The organism is Streptacidiphilus sp. P02-A3a (assembly GCF_014084105.1).
Taxonomy (GTDB): Bacteria; Actinomycetota; Actinomycetes; order Streptomycetales; family Streptomycetaceae; genus Streptacidiphilus.
This window is the reverse complement of record NZ_CP048289.1, coordinates 8,421,396-8,439,884: the sequence shown is the minus strand read 5'-3', so window position 1 is coordinate 8,439,884 and position 18,489 is coordinate 8,421,396. Positions and strand designations below refer to the sequence as shown.

13 protein-coding genes are annotated in these 18,489 nt (G+C 74.0%); 11 read left to right on the top strand and 2 right to left on the bottom strand.

Going from position 1 to position 18,489, the window contains the following annotated elements:
• Positions 1–2: 2 nt before the first annotated feature.
• The 11 genes from GXP74_RS35640 (at position 3) to GXP74_RS35590 (ending at position 16,300) form a co-directional block, all read left to right on the top strand.
• Complete coding sequence (locus tag GXP74_RS35640; protein WP_182455355.1) at positions 3–2,261, top strand: SUKH-4 family immunity protein; 2,259 nt, start codon at positions 3–5, stop codon at positions 2,259–2,261.
• 128 nt (positions 2,262–2,389) lie between these two features.
• Positions 2,390–3,388 (top strand): hypothetical protein, encoded by a 999-nt coding sequence (locus tag GXP74_RS35635; protein WP_182455354.1) that lies wholly within the window; start codon positions 2,390–2,392, stop codon positions 3,386–3,388.
• 97 nt (positions 3,389–3,485) lie between these two features.
• On the top strand, positions 3,486–7,070 hold the full coding sequence (gene mfd / locus GXP74_RS35630; RefSeq protein WP_182455353.1) for a transcription-repair coupling factor: 3,585 nt from the start codon (positions 3,486–3,488) through the stop codon (positions 7,068–7,070).
• A 53-nt stretch (positions 7,071–7,123) separates the two neighbouring features.
• Positions 7,124–8,002, top strand: coding sequence for a hypothetical protein (locus GXP74_RS35625; RefSeq protein WP_182455352.1), 879 nt, complete (start codon positions 7,124–7,126; stop codon positions 8,000–8,002).
• A 155-nt stretch (positions 8,003–8,157) separates the two neighbouring features.
• Positions 8,158–8,763, top strand: a complete 606-nt coding sequence (locus tag GXP74_RS35620) for a SurA N-terminal domain-containing protein (RefSeq protein ID WP_182455351.1) — start codon at positions 8,158–8,160, stop codon at positions 8,761–8,763.
• A 142-nt stretch (positions 8,764–8,905) separates the two neighbouring features.
• The gene (locus tag GXP74_RS35615) at positions 8,906–9,997 is read left to right on the top strand and encodes a S1C family serine protease (protein WP_182455350.1); all 1,092 of its coding nucleotides are present in this window, start codon (positions 8,906–8,908) and stop codon (positions 9,995–9,997) included.
• 188 nt (positions 9,998–10,185) lie between these two features.
• Positions 10,186–11,424: an amidohydrolase family protein gene (locus GXP74_RS35610; RefSeq protein ID WP_182455349.1), complete on the top strand. Its 1,239-nt coding sequence runs from the start codon at positions 10,186–10,188 to the stop codon at positions 11,422–11,424.
• A gap of 43 nt (positions 11,425–11,467) precedes the next feature.
• The gene (locus GXP74_RS35605; protein ID WP_370468578.1) at positions 11,468–12,358 is read left to right on the top strand and encodes a TIGR03619 family F420-dependent LLM class oxidoreductase; all 891 of its coding nucleotides are present in this window, start codon (positions 11,468–11,470) and stop codon (positions 12,356–12,358) included.
• A 103-nt stretch (positions 12,359–12,461) separates the two neighbouring features.
• Positions 12,462–13,265, top strand: coding sequence for an SDR family NAD(P)-dependent oxidoreductase (locus tag GXP74_RS35600; RefSeq protein ID WP_182455348.1), 804 nt, complete (start codon positions 12,462–12,464; stop codon positions 13,263–13,265).
• 127 nt (positions 13,266–13,392) lie between these two features.
• Positions 13,393–14,517, top strand: coding sequence for an LLM class flavin-dependent oxidoreductase (locus tag GXP74_RS35595; protein WP_182455347.1), 1,125 nt, complete (start codon positions 13,393–13,395; stop codon positions 14,515–14,517).
• A gap of 43 nt (positions 14,518–14,560) precedes the next feature.
• Complete coding sequence (locus tag GXP74_RS35590) at positions 14,561–16,300, top strand: amidohydrolase family protein (RefSeq protein ID WP_182455346.1); 1,740 nt, start codon at positions 14,561–14,563, stop codon at positions 16,298–16,300.
• A 13-nt stretch (positions 16,301–16,313) separates the two neighbouring features.
• Here GXP74_RS35590 and GXP74_RS35585 read toward each other — a convergent pair whose 3' ends face one another.
• Together GXP74_RS35585 and GXP74_RS35580 are read right to left on the bottom strand one after the other, a co-directional pair.
• Entirely contained in the window at positions 16,314–17,024 is a 711-nt protein-coding gene (locus GXP74_RS35585; protein WP_182455345.1) for a sensor domain-containing protein, read from the bottom strand.
• 168 nt (positions 17,025–17,192) lie between these two features.
• Positions 17,193–18,386, bottom strand: coding sequence for a sensor histidine kinase (locus tag GXP74_RS35580; protein ID WP_182455344.1), 1,194 nt, complete (start codon positions 18,384–18,386; stop codon positions 17,193–17,195).
• Positions 18,387–18,489 lie beyond the last annotated feature (103 nt).

The window sequence follows — 18,489 nt, the reverse complement described above, 5'->3', positions numbered from 1 at the left end:
GCGTGGTGACGTACGCGGAGGCGCAGCAGCGCGCCGAGGAGTGGATCAACGAGGGGGTGCCCTCGTACCAGCGCCGTGAGGTGCGGGTGCGCGAGTTCGACCTGGGCTTCGTCGCCTGGGCGGTGGACCGCGCCGACGGCCCGTCCTCGGACGGCGGCGCGGTGCGGATGGTGATCTCCCGGGACGGCGGCGCGGTCACCCTGTGGCCCGCGCTGCCGATCAACGACGTGGTGCGCCGGTACGAGGAGGCCTACGGGCGTCCGGTGGGCGCCACCCCGACCCGGACGCCGTCCCCGCCGGACGCGGAGCAGGCCGAGGCGACCTCGTTCCTGCTGAGCCCGCCGCAGTGGCTGCGGGACGCGGGCGCGGCGGCGATCGCGGCGGAGTCGGCCCCGGCGCCGCTGGGCGGGCACCTGGGCGGGCACCTGGGCGGCGGGAGCCTCGGCGCGGGCCGGTCGGCCGGGCCGGTCGAGGAGCCGTCGCTGCTGGTGGCCCCGCCGGTACCGGACGGACCGCCGGGGGAGGTGCCGACCATGCTGGCGCCGCCGGAGGTGCTGGACTCCTGGGGCACCCCGCAGCAGTTCACCCCGCCGTCGACCGCGGAGCGGCTGGAGCGGAATCCGATGCGGCCCGACCAGGTCGCGCAGTGGCAGCGGGAGGAGTGGCAGCGGCAGCAACAGGCGCAGTCCGGCCATGCCGCGCCACCGCCGCCGCCACCGCTCCCTCCGCACGCCGCGCCGCAGCCGCGGCGGGAGCAGCCGCCGGTGCAGGCCCCGCCGCCCCCGCAGGCCGTCCCGGACCGCGGCTGGACGCCGCCGCCGGTGCCGCCGCAGCCGTCGCCCGTGCCCGCGCCGCCCGGACCGCCCGCGCCGCCCGCGCCGCAGTCCGAGCCGTCGCTGGACTACGCGCCGACGATGCTGGCGCAGCCCCCGCGCTCGGCGGCATCGGCGGCATCGGCGTCCGTGCCCGGCCCCGGGCCGAGCACGCCGCCGCCTCCGCCGCCGTCGGACCTGCTCGGCGGGTCCGCCAAGCCGGTGTCCTCGGCCGCGTCCGGTTCCGGCATGGCGCCGCCGCCCGCCCCGCCGGGTCTGCGCGCGGGCGGCGGGTCGGCCGCGCCCAGCGCCGACGCCGAGGCGGACAGCTACGTCCCGACGCAGTTCGCCCAGGCGCTGGACCTGAGCCTGCCGAGCCGGCCGAACTCCGGACCGGTGCCGCCGCCGCCCGTGCCGCCCGCGCCGTTCCAGCAGCCCCCGGCGCAGCCCGGGGTGCCCGCGGTCGGCCCCGGCTACCTGGCGGTGCTGCGCTACCGCGGCCCGGACGGGTCCGAGCAGCAGATCATCCAGCGCTCGGCGCCGGGCACGCCGCATCCGGAGTGGCAGATCCTGCAGGAGGTGCGCAGGCTGAACGTTCCTCCGGAGCAGGTGCTGGAGCTGCACACCGAGCTGGAGAGCTGCGACCTCCCGGCCGGCTACTGCGGCCGGATGGTGCAGGAGGCCTGGCCGAACGTCCGGGTCAGCAGCATCGCCCCGTACGGCCGCGACCAGGCGGCGCGGCAGCGCGGGGTGCAGCACCTGCTGGAGCACCACACGGAGCTGCACACCCACGCCGCCGGGCCCGCGCCCAGGCGGTCGTCCCGGGTGCCGCTGCCCGCGCCGGGCTCGGTGCCACCGGCCCCGCCGGTGCCGCCGCAGGCGCTGGCGGAGGAGCTGGGGCAGGCCTTCGGGCCGCAGGGCCTGTTCCGCTACGAGCCGCAGGCGGTCTCCCGGCAGGGCGTGCCGGAGGCCGTGTCGACGGCGCTGACCTGGGCCGGGGTGCCGCTGGAGTTCGGTCCCTTCTTCTGGGCGCAGGCCCAGCCGGGGCGGCCGCTGCCGACGCTGGCGGAGCTCGCCGCCGAGCGCGGCATCGCCGCCGGTCCGGACGCGGGCACCTACCTGGTGATCGGCAACGACTACGGTCGGCAGCTGTGCGTGCAGTACGGCACGGCGGCGATCGTGGCGGTGGACCTGGGCACGCCGAGTCGGCCCGCCGGGCCCGAGGCCCAGCAGCCGCGCTTCGTCAACACCGGGCTGCCGGAGTTCCTGCGCTGCCTGGCGCTGCTGGGACGGCTCTGGCGGTTCCGCTTCGGGCTCACCCCGGAGCAGGCGGCGCGCTGGACGGTGGACCTGCAGACGCAGCTGCTGGCGCTGGACCCGGCGGCCCTGGGCACGCCGGAGACCTGGTGGTCGGTGGTGCTGGAGCAACTGTGGGACGGCTTGTTCTGAGCTGAGGGTGTCGGTCCTCTCGGGGAGAGGATGGATCTGTGCAAAATAGATCAGATATTGATCATTTGCACGACTGATCCATTCATCGGACGATCCAGTCGGCCGATCGGGACGAGAGGACCAGGTCCATGAGCGACGCCGTCTCTCCGCACGGCTTCACCGTCACCCGGCGCGGCTACGAGGTCCGCCAGGTCGAGCGGGCGGTCGGCGAGGTCACCGCCGCCCGGGACCAGGCCTGGCAGTGGCTGGCCGAGCTCGGCGACCTGTCGCGGCGGCTGGAGCAGGAGCTGGAAGCGGCCGTCCGGGCCGCCGCCGAGGCTGCTCCGCCGTCCTACGCCGGGCTCGGCGAGCGCGCGGCCCGGCTGCTGGAGCTGGCGGAGGAGGAGACCGCGGCGATCGGCGAGGAGGCCGCGCGGACCGCCGAGCGGACCGAGGTGCGCTCCCGCGCCGACGCCGCCAAGCTGTCCGCCGACATCCGCGCCTACGCCACCCGGCTGACCGCCGACGCGGACGAGGCCGCCCGGCGCGAGCTGGCCTGGGCCCTGGGCGAGGCCGAGGCCGAGCTGGCCGAGGCCGGACGCGAGGCCGGGTCGGTCCGGCAGGCCGCCGAGGCGGAGGTGGCGGAGGTCACCGCGCTGGCCGCGGCCACCGTCCGCGAGTCGGAGGACTGGCTGGCGGCGCGGCAGCTGGCCGCCGACCAGGAGCAGCGGGCCCGGGAGGGCGAGGCCGCCGCCGCCGAGGAGCAGGCGGTGGCCGAGGTCGAGCGGATCCTCGGCGAGGCCGAGCGGCACCGCCGGGCGATGCTGGCCCGCGCCGCCGAGGTCGAGGCCGAGGCCGCCGACCGGGCCGAGCGGCTGATCGCCGCCGCGCACCGGGAGGCCGGACGGATCGCCGAGGCCACCGCCCGCGAGGAGGAGGCCTTCGCGGAGCAGCGGTCCTCGCTCCAGGCCCACCTCGACCACATCAGGCAGACGCTGACCGCGCTGGTCGGCGCCACCGCGACGACCGGCCCCGAACAGGCCGCCGAACAGGCCGCCGAACAACCCGCCGAGCAGCCGCGGCCGGGAGCGGAACCGGTCGTGGACGGTCCACAGGCTGTGGACAGCGCGTGGCCCGGCGAGGGCTGAGCATCGGGCGACGCCCCCGGCCGGGGGCGTACGCTGGTAACACCCCGGCTGCCACGCAGACGGGGTGCTTCGCGTTGCCCCCGGCTGAGAGAAGTCCATGAGCCTGACCGGCCTGCTAGACGTTGTCGCGTCCGACCCGGCCCTCGTCGAGGCGGCGCGGTCCGCGCTCGCCGGGGACCGCCGCCACCTGGACCTGGTCGGTCCGCCCGCGGCCCGGCCCTTCGCCGTGGCCGCGCTCGCCCGCGCCCTCGCCGACGCCTCCAAGGGCAACCGGGGCCGCCCGGTGCTGGCGGTCACCGCCACCGGCCGCGAGGCCGAGGACCTGGCGGCGGCGCTGGGCTCGCTGCTGCCGCCCGACAGCGTCGCCGAGTTCCCGGCCTGGGAGACGCTGCCGCACGAGCGGCTCTCGCCGCGCTCCGACACGGTCGGCCGCAGGCTCGCGGTGCTGCGCCGGATCGTCCACCCGCGCGCCGACGACCCGGCCACCGGACCGCTGCAGGTGATCGTGGCGCCCATCCGCAGCGTGCTCCAGCCGCAGGTCAAGGGGCTGGCCGAGCTGGTCCCGGTGAGCCTGGCGGTGCGCCAGGAGGTGAACCTGGAGGATCTCGTCCGGCGGCTGGCCGCGGCCGCCTACCAGCGGGTGGAACTGGTCGAGAAGCGCGGCGAGTTCGCGGTGCGCGGCGGCATCCTGGACGTCTTCCCGCCGACCGAGGAGCACCCGCTGCGGGTGGAGTTCTGGGGCGACGAGGTCGAGGAGATCCGCTACTTCAAGGTCGCCGACCAGCGCTCGCTTGAGGTGGCCCAGCACGGCCTGTGGGCGCCCCCCTGCCGGGAGCTGCTGCTCACCGACGAGGTCCGGGCCCGGGCCTCGGAGCTCGCCGCCGAGCACCCGGAGCTCGCGGACATCCTGGACCGGATCGCCCAGGGGATCGCGGTCGAGGGCATGGAGTCGCTGGCCCCGGTGCTGGTCGACGAGATGGAACTGCTGGTGGACGTGCTGCCGCAGGGCAGCGTCGCGGTGGTCTGCGACCCGGAGCGGGTCCGCACCAGGGCCGCCGACCTGGTCGCCACCAGCGAGGAGTTCCTGCACGCCTCCTGGGTGGCCGCGGCCTCCGGCGGCGACCGGCCGCTGGACGTGGGCGCGGCCTCGCTCTGGTCGATCGCGGACGTCCGCGACCACGCCGCGACGATCGGCCTGCCCTGGTGGTCGGTCAGCCCGTTCGCGGCCGACGACGAGGTGCTGACCGGTCCCGAGGTGATGCACCTGGGGATGCACCCGGCCGAGTCCTACCGGGGCGACACCGCCCGGGCGATCGCCGACGCCAAGGGCAGGCTGGCCGACGGCTGGCGGGTGGTGCTGGTCACCGAGGGCCACGGCCCGGCGTCCCGGATCGCCGAGATGCTGTCCGGCGAGGGCATCGGCGCCCGGCTGGTGCCCGACCTGACCGAGCCGCCGGTCCCGGACGTGGTGCACGTCTCCTGCGGCTCGATCGAGCACGGCCTGGTCGCCGAGGGCCTGCGGCTGCTGGTGCTCACCGAGACCGACCTGGCCGGGCAGCGCTCCTCCACCAAGGACATGCGGCGGATGCCCTCGCGCCGCCGGAACGCGGTCGACCCGCTGTCGCTCCAGTCCGGCGACTACGTGGTGCACGAGGCGCACGGCGTGGGCCGCTACGTGGAGATGGTGCAGCGCACCGTCCAGGGCGCGACCCGCGAGTACCTGGTGCTGGAGTACGCCCCGGCGAAGAAGGGCCAGCCGGGCGACCGTCTCTTCGTGCCCACCGACCAGCTGGAGCAGGTCACCAAGTACGTCGGCGGCGAGTCGCCGTCGCTGCACCGGCTCGGCGGCGCGGACTGGACCAAGACCAAGTCGCGGGCGAAGAAGGCGGTCAAGGAGATCGCCGGGGACCTGATCCGGCTGTACTCGGCCCGGATGGCCGCCCCCGGGCACGCCTTCGGCGGCGACACGCCCTGGCAGCGCGAGCTGGAGGACGCCTTCCCCTACGCGGAGACCCCGGACCAGCTGACCACCATCGCCGAGGTCAAGGAGGACATGGAGAAGTCGGTCCCGATGGACCGGCTGATCTGCGGCGACGTCGGCTACGGCAAGACCGAGATCGCGGTGCGGGCGGCCTTCAAGGCGGTCCAGGACGGCAAGCAGGTGGCCGTGCTGGTGCCCACCACGCTGCTGGTGCAGCAGCACTTCTCCACCTTCTCCGAGCGGTACAGCAACTTCCCGGTGGTGGTGAAGGCGCTGTCCCGGTTCCAGAGCGACACCGAGGCGAAGGCGGTGCTGGAGGGGCTGCGCGACGGCAGCGTGGACATCGTCATCGGCACCCACCGGCTGTTCTCCGCGGAGACCCGGTTCAAGGACCTCGGCCTGGTGATCGTCGACGAGGAGCAGCGCTTCGGCGTCGAGCACAAGGAGCAGCTGAAGAAGCTCCGGGCCAACGTCGACGTGCTGACCATGTCCGCGACCCCGATCCCGCGCACCCTGGAGATGGCGGTCACCGGCATCCGCGAGATGTCCACCATCACCACCCCGCCCGAGGAGCGGCACCCGGTGCTGACCTTCGTCGGCGCGTACGACGAGAAGCAGATCTCCGCCGCGATCCGGCGCGAGCTGCTGCGCGAGGGCCAGGTCTTCTACATCCACAACCGGGTCGAGTCGATCGACAAGGCGGCGGCCCGGCTCAAGGAGCTGGTGCCGGAGGCCCGGATCGCGACCGCGCACGGGCAGATGGGCGAGACCGCGCTGGAGAAGGTGGTGGTGGACTTCTGGGAGAAGGAGTTCGACGTCCTGGTCTCCACCACCATCGTGGAGTCCGGCATCGACATCGCCAACGCGAACACCCTGATCGTCGAGCGCGGCGACACCTTCGGCCTGTCCCAGCTGCACCAGCTGCGCGGACGCGTCGGCCGGGGCCGCGAGCGCGGCTACGCGTACATGCTGTACCCGCCGGAGAAGCCGCTGACCGAGACCGCGCACGAGCGGCTGGCCACCATCGCCCAGCACACCGAGATGGGCGCGGGCATGTACGTGGCGATGAAGGACCTGGAGATCCGCGGCGCGGGCAACCTGCTCGGCGGCGAGCAGTCCGGGCACATCGCGGGCGTCGGCTTCGACCTGTACATCCGGATGGTCGGCGAGGCCGTCGCCGAGTACCGGGAGAACCTTGACGGCGGCGGCGCCCCGGAGGAGGAGCCGCTGGACGTCAAGATCGAGCTGCCGGTGGACGCCCACCTGCCGCACGACTACGCGCCCGGCGAGCGGCTGCGGCTCCAGGCGTACCGGTCGATCGCGGCGGTGAACTCCGAGGAGGACATCGCGGCGGTCCGCGCCGAGCTCACCGACCGCTACGGCAAGCTGCCGGAGCCGGTGGAGAACCTGCTGCTGGTGGCCGGGCTGCGGCTGTTCGCGCGGCGCTGCGGCATCGCCGACATCACCCTGCAGGGCCAGAACATCCGCTTCGGACCGGTGGAGCTGCGCGAGTCGCAGGAGCTGCGGTTGCAGCGGCTCTACCCGCGCACCCAGGTGAAGGCGTCGACCAGACTGCTGCTGGTGCCCCGGCCCAGCACCGGGCGGATCGGCGGCAAGCCGGTGGTCGGCCGGGAGCTGCTGTCCTGGTGCGCGGAGTTCCTCAGCGCCATCTTCGACGAGCTGGCCACGGCCAAGCGGTAACCCGCAGGTCGGCGGGGTCGGGGTTCGGCGGCGCGGCCGGATAGGGTCGAGGCATGCTCTTCGGACTCCTGATGGCGCTCGCCGCCGCCCTGTGCTTCGGCGTCGCCATGGTCCTCCAGGCCCTCGGCGCGCAGCGGCACTCGCCCGCCGCCGAGGGCTCCGGCCTGCTCGGCACCGTCCGCGCCATGGTCAACCTGCCGTTCGCGGCCGGTCTGCTGCTCGACGCCTTCGGCTTCGTGGCGCAGCTGATCGCGCTGCGCTCACTGCCGCTGTACGTGGTGCAGGCGGCGCTGGCCGGGGCGCTGGCGGTGACCGCGGTGCTCGGCGCGGCGATGCTGAAGATCCGGCTCGGGCGCGCGGAGTGGCTGGGCGTGGCCGGGGTCTGCGTGGGCCTCGCGGTGCTCGGCGCGACCGCCGGGAAGGAGGGGCAGCGGCACCCGTCGACGGCCTTCCACTGGGCGCTGCTGGGCGCGGTGGCGCTGATCGCGGTCGTCGGCGGCTTCGTCTGGAAGGTCCGCGAACCGGCGCGGGCGGCGGTCATGGGCACCCTGTGCGGCCTCGGTTTCGGGGTGGTCGGGCTCGCGGTCCGGCTGCTGCCGTCGATCACCTGGCCGCACCTGGGGCCGCTGTTCTCGGAGCCGGCGACCTACGCGCTGCTCGCGGGCGGCGCGGTGTCCTTCGTGTTCATGACCGAGGGGGTGCGCGGCGGCAAGGTGACCACCGCGACGGCTGCCATGGTGCTCGGCGAGACGGCGCTGCCCGCGGTGCTCGGGGTGGTGGTGCTGGGCGACCGGACCCGCGCCGGGATGCTGCCGCTGGCGATCGCCGGGTTCGCGGTCGCGGTCGCTGGCGCGCTGGCGCTGGCGCGCTTCGGCGAGGTCGCGCCGGAGTCCGACGCCTCGGCCGCGGACCAGCCCAGCCACGTGGGCTGAGCGCGCGGCGGCGCCCCGCCCGCCGGTCCGGCGGTTCGCCCGCCGGGTCCGGCGGCAGAGTGGGACCGCGTGGGGCGGTGACGACAGTGGGTGAGCGGACGTATCGTCAGACGCGCACATGCCGAGCTGTCGCAGTGTCACCATCGGGAGGCCCCGTGAACCGCCGTCGTCGCCGTACCGCCGTTGCCGTCCTGGCCGCCTGTGGGGTCGCGGCCCTGTCGGGCTGCTCGGCGGCGAGCGAGCATCCGGGGGCCGCCGCCGTCGTCGGCAACCAGCGGATCGCCGTGTCCACGCTCCAGGCCGACGTCTCCGCGTACCGGGCCGCGCTCGCCCAGGACACCAACGCGCAGGAGGGCACGGCGGTGTCCGGGCAGACCCTGCAGCTGCTGGTACTGGCGCAGGTGGTGCAGCAGACGCTGGCCGAGCGGGGGCTGTCGGTGACCGAGGGCCAGGTGCAGCAGGACGAGGCGGCCGACGCCTCGCAGGCGGGCGGCGCCCAGGCGCTGGCGCAGGACTTCGTGCAGCAGCTGTCGCTGGCGCCGTCCTCGATGGACACCTACTACCGGATGCGGGCAGGGGAGCTGGAGCTGCTCCAGCAGGCCGGGGTGGACCCGTCCGCGACCGACGCGGGCGCGCAGCTGCAGAAGATCCTGACCACGGCCGCCGACCAGCTCAAGGTGACGGTGAACCCGAGGTACGGCGTCTGGAGCGACCAGAAACTGACCCTCGGCGCGCCGACGGAGCCGTGGCTGAAGGCCTGAGCCGACAAGGGGGCGCGCGGGAGGATTCCGCGCGCCTGCGCGGGAATCGGTGCAGCGAAATGGACAATTGGGGTAAATAGCCGCGAGCCTTCTCGGTCCGGGCATTTCCAGGCACAGGCATCCCCAGGCAAAGGTCGTATCCATGGAGACTGCTGGTTCCCGCCGCTCGCCGCGGACGGCCGCGCTGGCCCTGCTCGCGGGTGCGCTGCTCGCCGCCTCGGCCGGGTGCAGCAGCGGAACGTCCGCCTCGGCCTCCGCCTCCGGCGGTGACAGTACCGGCAGCCCGGGGCCCGCGCCGAGCGTCAGCAGCGACCTTCAGGGCCAGTACGAGCACACGGTGGCGGCGGTGCTGCCCTCGGTGGTGCAGATCACCGCGGGCGACAGCCTGGGCTCCGGCATCGTCTACGACAGCAAGGGCGACATCGTCACCAACGCCCATGTCGTCGGCTCCGCCACCAGCTTCCAGGTGACCCTGGCCGACAGCTCCTCGCCCTTCGCCGCGACCCTGGTCTACTCGTACCCGACCAACGACCTCGCGGTGATCAAGCTGAGCAGTCCGCCGGCCGGGTTGAAGCCCGCCGTCTTCGGGGACAGCGGCAAGGTCGCGGTCGGGCAGATCCTGCTGGCGATGGGCAACCCGCTGGGGCTGTCCAGCAGCGTCACCCAGGGCATCGTCTCCGCCGTCGGCCGGACCGTCTCCGAGCCGAGGAGTCAGGACTCCCCGGGGGCGACCATCCCCAACATGGTGCAGACCTCGGCCGCGATCAACCCGGGCAACAGCGGCGGCGCCCTGGTCAACCTGTCGAACCAGGTGATCGGCGTGAACACGCTGGCCGCCACCGACTCCAGCGACGGCGGGCAGGCACCCGGCATCGGCTTCGCCATCCCGGCCTCCACGGTGACCGACCTCGCCAACCAGATGATCAAGGACGGCAAGGTGGTCGACTCCGGCCGCGCCGCCCTCGGCATCACCACCCGGACCCTGGTCGCCGACAGCTCCGGCTCCGGCGCCGAGACCGGCGCGGGCGTGGTCGGGGTGACCTCGGGCGGTCCGGCGGCGCAGGCCGGGATCCAGCCCGGCGACGTGATCACCAAGGTCGGCGACAACGCGGTGACCAGTTCCTCGCAGCTGGGCGAGGTGCTGGCGACGATGCAGCCGGGGCAGAAGGTCCCGGTCACCTACGTCAGGGACGGCGCCGGCAAGACCGCCACGGTGACCCTCGGCACGCTCTGACCCTCTCAGGCCTCCTCCCCGGCCGGGCGTCGGCACTGCCTGTCCGCCGCCCGGCGCAACGCGCCCCGCCGCCACCGCCGCTCCGCTGCCCGGAGCCGCGGGCGGCGGGGCGCACTGTCGCTGATTGGCCGTCAGTTCGGCCGGTCCACACTCCTGACGGGCCGTCAGATCGGCGGTAGCCTGCCGTCATGGAGAACTTCCCCCGGATCATCTCGGTGGACGACCACACCGTCGAACCACCCGACGTCTGGCAGGACCGCCTGCCCCGGAAGTACCTCACCACCGGTCCCCGCATCGTCCGCGCGCCGCTCGCCGAGATGACCTTCACCGGCGGCCGGTTCGCCCCGGTCATGGGAACCCCCGGCAGCCCCGGGCCGATCGCCGACTGGTGGGTGTACGAGGACCTGCACCGCCCGCTGACCAGGCTCGACACCGCCGTCGGCTATCCGCGCGAGGAGGTGCGGCTGGAGGCGATCACCTACGAGCGGATGCGCCCGGGGTCGTTCTCGGTACCCGAGCGGCTGGCTGACATGGACGTCAACCACGTCCAGTCCGCGCTGTGCTTCCCGACCTTCCCCAGGTTCTGCGGCCAGACCTTCACCGAGGGCGCGGACCGCGATCTGGGGCTGCTCTGCGTCCGCGCCTACAACGACTGGATGGTGGACGAGTGGTGCGGCCCGGCCGCGCGCGGCCGGATGATCCCGCTGGCCATCGTCCCGCTGTGGGACGCCGAGTTGGCCGCCGCCGAGGTGCGCCGCAACGCCGGGCGCGGCGTGCGGGCGGTCTGCTTCAGCGAGATACCCCCGCACCTGGGCCTGCCGAGCATCCACACCGACCACTGGGACCCGTTCCTGCGCGCCTGCGAGGAGACCGGCACGGTGATCGCGATGCACATCGGCTCCTCCTCGCGGATGCCCTCCACCTCGGCCGACGCGCCGCCCGCCGTCGGCTCCACCCTCACCTTCGCCAACTGCTGCTTCTCCATGGTGGACTGGCTGATGAGCGGCAAGTTCGACCGCTTCCCCGGGCTGCGGCTGATGTACGCCGAGGGGCAGATCGGCTGGATCCCCTACATCCTGGCCCGGGCCGACGTGGTCTGGGAGGAGAACGCCGCCTGGGGCGGGGTCGCCGACAAGGTGCTGACCCGGCCCAGCGAGCTGTTCGCGGAGCACATCCACGGCTGCTTCTTCGACGACCCGCACGGGGTGCGCAACCTCGACGCCGTCGGCGCCGGCAACGTGCTCTACGAGACCGACTACCCGCACTCCGACTCCACCTGGCCGAGGAGCCGCGAGGTCGCCGAGTCGCAGATGGGGCACCTCGCGCCGGAGGTGATCGAGCGGCTGGTGCGCGGCAACGCGATCGACCTGCTCGACCTGACCCCGGACGGGCTGTGGAAGGGGGGCACTGGTGTCGGACGCAACTGACATACCGTCATCATCCGCGCTCAGCTTTGGGATCCAGCTCCCGATCCAGTCGGTGAGCAGGCTCTACCGGGAGCCCTGGGAGCTCGACGCGGGCCCGGAGCAGCTGGCGCTGGTCGCGCGGGCCGCCGACCGGCTGGGGTACGCCTACGTCGCCTGCTGCGACCATGTGGTGATCCCCGAGCGGCTGGCCGAGGCGATGGGCACCACCTGGTACGACCCGGTGGCGACGCTGGCCTGGCTGGCGGCGCTGACCAGCCGGATCCGGCTGCTGTCGCATGTCGCGGTGGCCCCGCTGCGGCACCCGCTGCTGTCCGCCAAGCAGTACGCCACGCTGGACCTGCTCAGCGGCGGACGGCTGCTGCTGGGGGTGGGCGCGGGACACGTGCCGGAGGAGTTCCAGGCGCTGGGGGTGGACTTCCACCGGCGCGGAGCGATCCTGGACGAGGGCATCGTGGCGCTGTCGGCGGCGCTGACGGACGAGTACCCGGTGCACCGGGGGGCCCGGTTCGCGTTCTCCGGGCTCGCGGTCGGTCCGCGCCCGGTGCAGCGTCCCCGGCCGCCGATCTGGGTCGGCGGATCCTCCCCCCGCGCGGTCACCCGGGCGGCGCTGCTGGGTGACGGCTGGCTCTCGCAGGGTGACAGTATCGGTCAGCTGTCATCGCAACTCCAGTTGATCGCGTCCGTCCGCCGTCAGGCGGAGCGCGGCGGCCCCTTCGTGGTCAACGCCATCCCGCCCGCGCTCCACGTCGGCGAACCCGGCTGGGACGTCGGCCGCCGGACGCTGGCCGGCAAGCCCGAGCGGCTGGCCGAGGCGCTGCGCGGCTACGGCGCACTGGGCGTCACCCATCTCCAGCTCCGGCCGCGCAGCCGCGACTGCCAGGAGTACCTGGACCAGCTCGAAGCCCTGGCCACCGACGTGCTGCCGCTGGTCTGAGCGGACGGCGGGCGGCCGTCCGCTGTCATCTGCTTTCTGTCATCTGTCATCTGTCATCCGTTGGCCAGCCGCATCTGTCATCCAGCCGCAGGGGAGTCCCGCCATGCCGAAGCTCGACGGCCGCACCATCCTGGTCACCGGCGCCGCCCGGGGCCAGGGCGAACAGGAGGCCCGGCTGTTCGCGGCCGAGGGCGCGCAGGTCCTCCTCGCCGACATCCTGGACGACCGGGGCGAGGCGCTGGCCAAGGAACTGACGGAGCACCACGGTCCGGACCGGGTGCGCTACCAGCACCTGGACGTCGGCGACGAGGACGACTGGGTGGCGGCGGTCGAGGCCGCGCTGTCCGCCTTCGGGAAGCTCGACGGGCTGGTCAACAATGCCGGGATCCTCCGCTTCAACGAGCTGGTGAGCACCCCGCTGGAGGAGTTCCTGCTGGTGGTGCGGGTGAACCAGGTCGGCTGCTTCCTCGGGATGCGGGCCGCCGCGCCCGCGATCGAGGCGGCCGGGGGCGGCACCGTGGTCAACACCGCCTCGTACACCGCGCAGACCGGGATGGCCCAGCTGACCTCGTACGCGGCGACCAAGGGCGCGATCCTCAGCATGACCAGGGTGGCCGCGATGGAGCTGGCGGCCAAGGGGATCCGGGTGAACGCGATCTGCCCGGGCGCGGTGGACACCCCGATGTCCGATCCGGCGGGCGGACAGCCGCTGGGCGAGCGGGAGGCGGCCTCGCTGGCGGCGGCCGTGGACCGGCTGTACGCCAGGACGGTGCCGCTGGGGCGGATCGGCCGCCCGGAGGAGGTCGCCCGGCTGGCGCTGTTCCTGAGCTGCGAGGACTCCTCCTACATCACCGGTCAGCCGATCGTGGTCGACGGCGGCTGGCTGGCCGGTGTCTCTCTCGGTTGAGGCCTTGCCGAGCTCCATATCTGACGCAGCGTCAGCTATTGACGGGGTCGCATGCGGCTGCGAGAGTCGGCATATCTGATGGACCGTCAGATACGGATACGGTCGAAGACGACAGGACGGTGAAACGATGGAGTTCGGCATCTTCATTCAGGGCTACGTGCCCAGAAGTCGCTCCCAGGCCGACCCGCAGGCCGAGCACCACGCCCTGATGGAGGAGATGGACTACGTCGTCCAGGCCGACCGGGCGGGCTTCAAGTACGCCTGGATCACCGAGCACCACTTCCTGGAGGAGTACTCCCACCTCTCCGCGAACGACGTGGTGATCGGCTACCTGACCAACGCCACCCAGCGGATCCACCTCGGCTCGGGCATCTTCAACCCGCTGGCCAAGGTCAACCACCCGGTCAAGGTCGCCGAGCGGGTCGCCATGCTCGACCATCTCTCCGGCGGGCGCTTCGAGTTCGGCACCGGGCGCGGCGCGGGCAGCCACGAGATCCTCGGCTTCATGCCCGAACTCACGGACATGAACGGCACCAAGGAGATCTGGGAGGAGACCATCGGGGAGTTCCCCAAGATGTGGCTCCAGGACGAGTACCAGGGCTTCCAGGGCAAGCACTGGTCGCTGCCGCCGCGCAAGATCCTGCCCAAGCCGTTCGGCAAGGCCCACCCGGCCATGTGGTACGCCGCCGGGAGCCCCGCCTCCTACGGGATGGCCGCCCGCAAGGGCCTCGGCGTGCTCGGCTTCAGCGTGCAGAAGGTCTCCGACATGGAGTGGGTGGTCAACTCCTACAAGAACGCCGTCCGCGACGCCGAACCGGTGGGCGCGTTCGTCAACGACAACGTGATGGTGACCTCGACCGCGATCTGCGCCGAGACCACCCGCGAGGCGCGTCGCATCGCCGCCGCCGGGGGCCTCAACTACCTCCAGTCGCTGCTGTTCCGCTACCACGACACCTTCCCCCGCCCGGAGGGGATCCCGGCCTGGCCGGAGCTGCTGCCGGAGTACAACGAGGAACTGATCGACCTGATGGTGCAGGAGGAGCTGCTGATCTGCGGCGACCCGGACGAGGTGCTGCGGCAGTGCAAGCGCTGGGAGTCGGCCGGAGCGGACCAGTTGGTCTTCGGGCTCCCGGTCGGGATCCCGCCGCAGGCCACCGCCGACACCATCAGGCTGATCGGCGAGCACGTCATCCCCAAGATCGACACGGACCCGGTGCACCGCACCACCCGCTTCCGCCAGGCGTCCCGGTAGCCCGCCGCCGGGCCCGTCCGCCCGTACCCCCTCCGGAGGAGCGATGCTCGACCACCTGATCCAGGGCGCGACGCTGGTGGACGGCACCGGCGCCCCCGCCCGCACCGCCGACGTCGGCGTCCGCGCCGGACGGGTCGCCGTGATCACCACCGCCGGGGGCTGCGCGGAAGCCGCGCGCGGCACCGAGGACGCCACCGGCCTGGTGCTCACCCCCGGATTCGTCGACCCGCACACCCACTACGACGCGCAGCTGTTCTGGGACCCGTACGCCACGCCGTCCCTCGGGCACGGGGTGACCACCGTCGCGGGCGGCAACTGCGGCTTCACCCTGGCCCCGCTCAACCCGGCCCGGCCGCAGGACGCCGACTACACCCGGCGGATGATGTGCCGGGTCGAGGGCATGTCGCTGGCCGCGCTGGAGGAGGGCGTGCCCTGGGGCTGGTCCTCCTTCGGCGACTACCTGGCCGCGCTGGACGGCCGCACCGCCGTCAACGCGGGCTTCATGGTCGGCCACTGCGCGCTGCGCCGCCACGTGATGGGCCCGGACGCCGTCGGCGGGCAGCCCACCCCGGACCAACTCGACGCCATGGTCGCCCTGCTGAAGCAGTCCATGGCCGAGGGCGGCTGGGGCCTGTCGACCACCCAGTCGGCCACCCACGCCGACGGCGACGGCCGACCGGTCCCCTCCCGGCACGCCGGGCGGGCCGAACTGCTGGCCCTGTGCCGCGCGGTGGGGGAGCACCCCGGTACCCAGATCGAGGCCATCGTGGCCGGCTGCCTGGACCAGTTCGCGGACCCGGAGATCGAACTGCTGGTGGACATGTCCGCCGCCGCCGGACGCGCCGTGAACTGGAACGTGCTCACCGTCGACGCCGCCGTGCCCACCCGGGTCCCGCGCCAGCTGCTGGCGTCCGAGCGCGCCCGCGCCGCCGGCGGCCGGATCGTCGCGCTCACCATGCCCATCCTCACGCCGATGAACATGAGCCTGGGGACCTTCTGCGCGCTCAACCTCATCCCCGGCTGGGGGGAGGTCCTCGGCCTGCCGGTACCCGAGCGGATCGCCCGGCTGGCCGACCCGGCGGTCCGCGCGGAGCTGCTGCGCCGCGCCGACAGCCCGCAGGCGGGGGTGTTCCGGCGGCTCGCCGACTTCGGGCGCTACGTGATCGGCGACACCTACGCGGCGGCCAACGCCGGACTGTCCGGGCGGGTGGTCCGCGACATCGCCGCCGAGCGCGGCCAGGACCCGTTCGCCACCCTGGTCGAGATCTGCTCCGCCGACGGCCTGCGCACCGTGCTGTGGCCGATGCCGACCGACAACGACCCGGCGAGCTGGGAGCTGCGCCGGGACACCTGGGCCCACCCGGACGTACTGCTCGGCGGCTCGGACGCCGGGGCGCACCTGGACCGGATGTGCGGCGCCCCCTACACCACCCGCTTCCTCGGCGACTGCCTGCGCCGCCGACGGCTGGTCCCGCTGGAACAGGCGGTCCGGATGCTCACCGCCGACCCGGCGGAGCTGTTCGGACTGCGGGAGCGCGGCACGGTCGCCGTCGGGAACCACGCCGACCTGGTGCTGTTCGACCCGGAGCGGATCGACGCCGGACCGGCGACGCTGGTGCACGACCTGCCGGGGGACAGCCCGAGGCTGGACTCGCGGGCCGAGGGCGTGGTCAGCGTGCGGGTCAACGGGGTGGAGACGATCCGCGACGACCGGCTGACCGGCGCGGTCCCGGGCCGGGTGCTGCGGTCCGGCCGGGACACCCGGACGGTGCCGACCCGCTGACCGGGTGTCCCGGTCAGCGGGAGAGCAGCCCGCGCACCATCGCCCGCTGCACGTTCGCCAGCCCGCGCAGCACCTGCGGGGCGACGAACAGCAGCACCAGCCCGAGAGCGCACGCCCCGGCGATCTCCGGCACCGAACTCAGGTAGTGCGTGTGGCCGTGGTACTCGTACAGCTGGACGCCCGGCTGGTGGACGAAGGTCGGGAACACCCACTGCCACAGCGGGTAGCTGGCGCAGGTGATCGCCACCGACCAGAGCACGACCGCCGCCGTGAACGAGGCGATCCCCAACGGCAGCAGCAGCAGGTTATAGAGCGCCGCGCGCCAGCTCGGCGCGTCGCTCAGCGCGGCGCGGATCCAGCCGGCGACGCCCGGACGCCGCCGGTGCGGCGGCGCGGGGGCCGGTACCCGCAGGCCGAGCAGCGCGGCGGCGCGCGACCGCTCCATGGCCGCGAACCCCCGGCAGCCGGTCAGCACGGCGGCCAGCACCGGCAGCCCGAGCACGGTGACCACGGTGCCGAGGCCGAAGGAGATCGTGGTCACCGTGGAGCAGAAGGCGACGATCCCGACCGGCAGGTTGAGCACCCCCTGGAGGGTCTCGCGCCAGCTGCGGGCCGCGAAGGGCGCCGCCAGGAAGCCCGGCGCCGGGCGCTCCCGGCGGGCGGCCGCGCGGTCGGCGGTGTCGTCCCGGTACGGCCAGCCCGCGCTGTCCAGTGTGCTGCTCATGGTGTCCGGCTCTCCTCGTCGCTGTCGCTGCCCTGCCTACTGACAGCCTGTCGGCCGCGGGAGCGGAAATCGCTGGGGCCCACGGGCGTTCCGCAGGGGGGTTAACCCCACCCGGCGGGCCGCCGTCCGCCGTCCCGGCCGGGCCCGGCCCGACCCGGCGGGTGGTGGCTAGGCCCGACCGGCGGTGGCGCCCCGGGTGCGCCAGGGCAGCTCCACGGTGACCACGGTCGGGCCGCCCAGCGGGCTGTCCACCACGAACACGCCGTCCACCGCGCGGATGCGTTCGGCCAGCCCGGCCAGCCCGCCGCCCGGCTGCTCGTCCGCGCCGCCGCGACCGTCGTCCCGGACCTGGAGCAGCAGCCGGTCACCGGTGCGCCAGGCGTCGACGGTGGCGGTCCTGGCCCCGGCGTGCTTGGAGACGTTGGTCAGCAGCTCGCTGACGGTGAAGTAGGCGATGCCCTCCACCGCCGGATCCGGTCGGGACGCCCGGTCCGCGCCGCCGGGCAGGTCCGCGTTGACCCGCGCGCCGCCGGGGACGGTGCAGCGGCTGGCGACCGAGGACAGCGCCGCGTCCAGGCCCCGGTCGGTCAGCACCGCCGGGTGGATGCCCCGGGCCAGGTCGCGCAGCTCCTGGAGGACCAGCTTCACCTCGCCGTGCGCGTCGGAGACCATCCTGGCCGCCGTCTCCGGGTCCTCGGTCAGCTTCTCCTTGGCCAGGCCCAGGTCCATGGCCAGGGCGACCAGCCGGGCCTGCGCCCCGTCGTGCAGGTCGCGCTCGATCCGGCGCAGGTCGGCGGCGGCGGTGTCGACCACCGCGCCCCGGTCGTCCTCCAGCTCCCGGACCCGCTCGGCCAGCGGCGGGGGCGACAGCAGGGCGGCGGCCAGCAGCCGGTCCACGCTGGACAGCAGCCGGGCGATCCAGGGCAGCAGCGGCCACAGGGCGACCAGCGCGACCAGGATGATCGCGAAGCCGAACACCCCCCAGGGCAGCTTGATCAGCAGGTAGAGCGCGGTCCGCCAGGACAGCCCGTCCGACAGCAGCGCGAGCGGGCGGCGCCAGACGGAGTCCCCGGCGCGCCGGAGGTCGCGCAGCCGCGGCGGCTCGGCGATGTCCACGTCCAGCAGCGAGCGGACCAGCCCCCGCTCGGCGACGCCCAGCCCGCGGATCAGGAACAGCGCCCCGGCCAGGACCCAGACCCCGACCACGGTGATCAGCAGCCCCAGGCCCAGCGACACCCCGACGACGGTGACGATGAACCCGAGCACACCCATCGGGAAGCCCAGGAGCAGGTAGCTGACCTCACGCCACATGCGTCCGTTGAAGGCGGGGCGCTCGTTGGGCAGCGCGGAGTCGTGTGGCATGAGTCCATCCTCTGGTATGCCGGGCCGGGGCCGGAAACGAGCTCGGGGCCGTCCGGTCAAGGGTGCCCGGCGGGACGTCCGGTGGCGATGGGGCGGGTCGGCA

Excerpts from the sequence above, each read along its gene's own strand:
- GXP74_RS35635 (WP_182455354.1), top strand. The coding sequence starts at position 2,390 with ATGAGCGACGCCGTCTCTCCGCACGGCTTCACCGTCACCCGGCGCGGC.
- mfd (WP_182455353.1), top strand. The coding sequence starts at position 3,486 with ATGAGCCTGACCGGCCTGCTAGACGTTGTCGCGTCCGACCCGGCCCTC.
- GXP74_RS35625 (WP_182455352.1), top strand. The coding sequence starts at position 7,124 with ATGCTCTTCGGACTCCTGATGGCGCTCGCCGCCGCCCTGTGCTTCGGC.
- GXP74_RS35615 (WP_182455350.1), top strand. The coding sequence starts at position 8,906 with ATGGAGACTGCTGGTTCCCGCCGCTCGCCGCGGACGGCCGCGCTGGCC.
- GXP74_RS35610 (WP_182455349.1), top strand. The coding sequence starts at position 10,186 with ATGGAGAACTTCCCCCGGATCATCTCGGTGGACGACCACACCGTCGAA.
- GXP74_RS35600 (WP_182455348.1), top strand. The coding sequence starts at position 12,462 with ATGCCGAAGCTCGACGGCCGCACCATCCTGGTCACCGGCGCCGCCCGG.
- GXP74_RS35595 (WP_182455347.1), top strand. The coding sequence starts at position 13,393 with ATGGAGTTCGGCATCTTCATTCAGGGCTACGTGCCCAGAAGTCGCTCC.
- GXP74_RS35590 (WP_182455346.1), top strand. The coding sequence starts at position 14,561 with ATGCTCGACCACCTGATCCAGGGCGCGACGCTGGTGGACGGCACCGGC.
- GXP74_RS35585 (WP_182455345.1), bottom strand. The coding sequence starts at position 17,024 with ATGAGCAGCACACTGGACAGCGCGGGCTGGCCGTACCGGGACGACACC.
- GXP74_RS35580 (WP_182455344.1), bottom strand. The coding sequence starts at position 18,386 with ATGCCACACGACTCCGCGCTGCCCAACGAGCGCCCCGCCTTCAACGGA.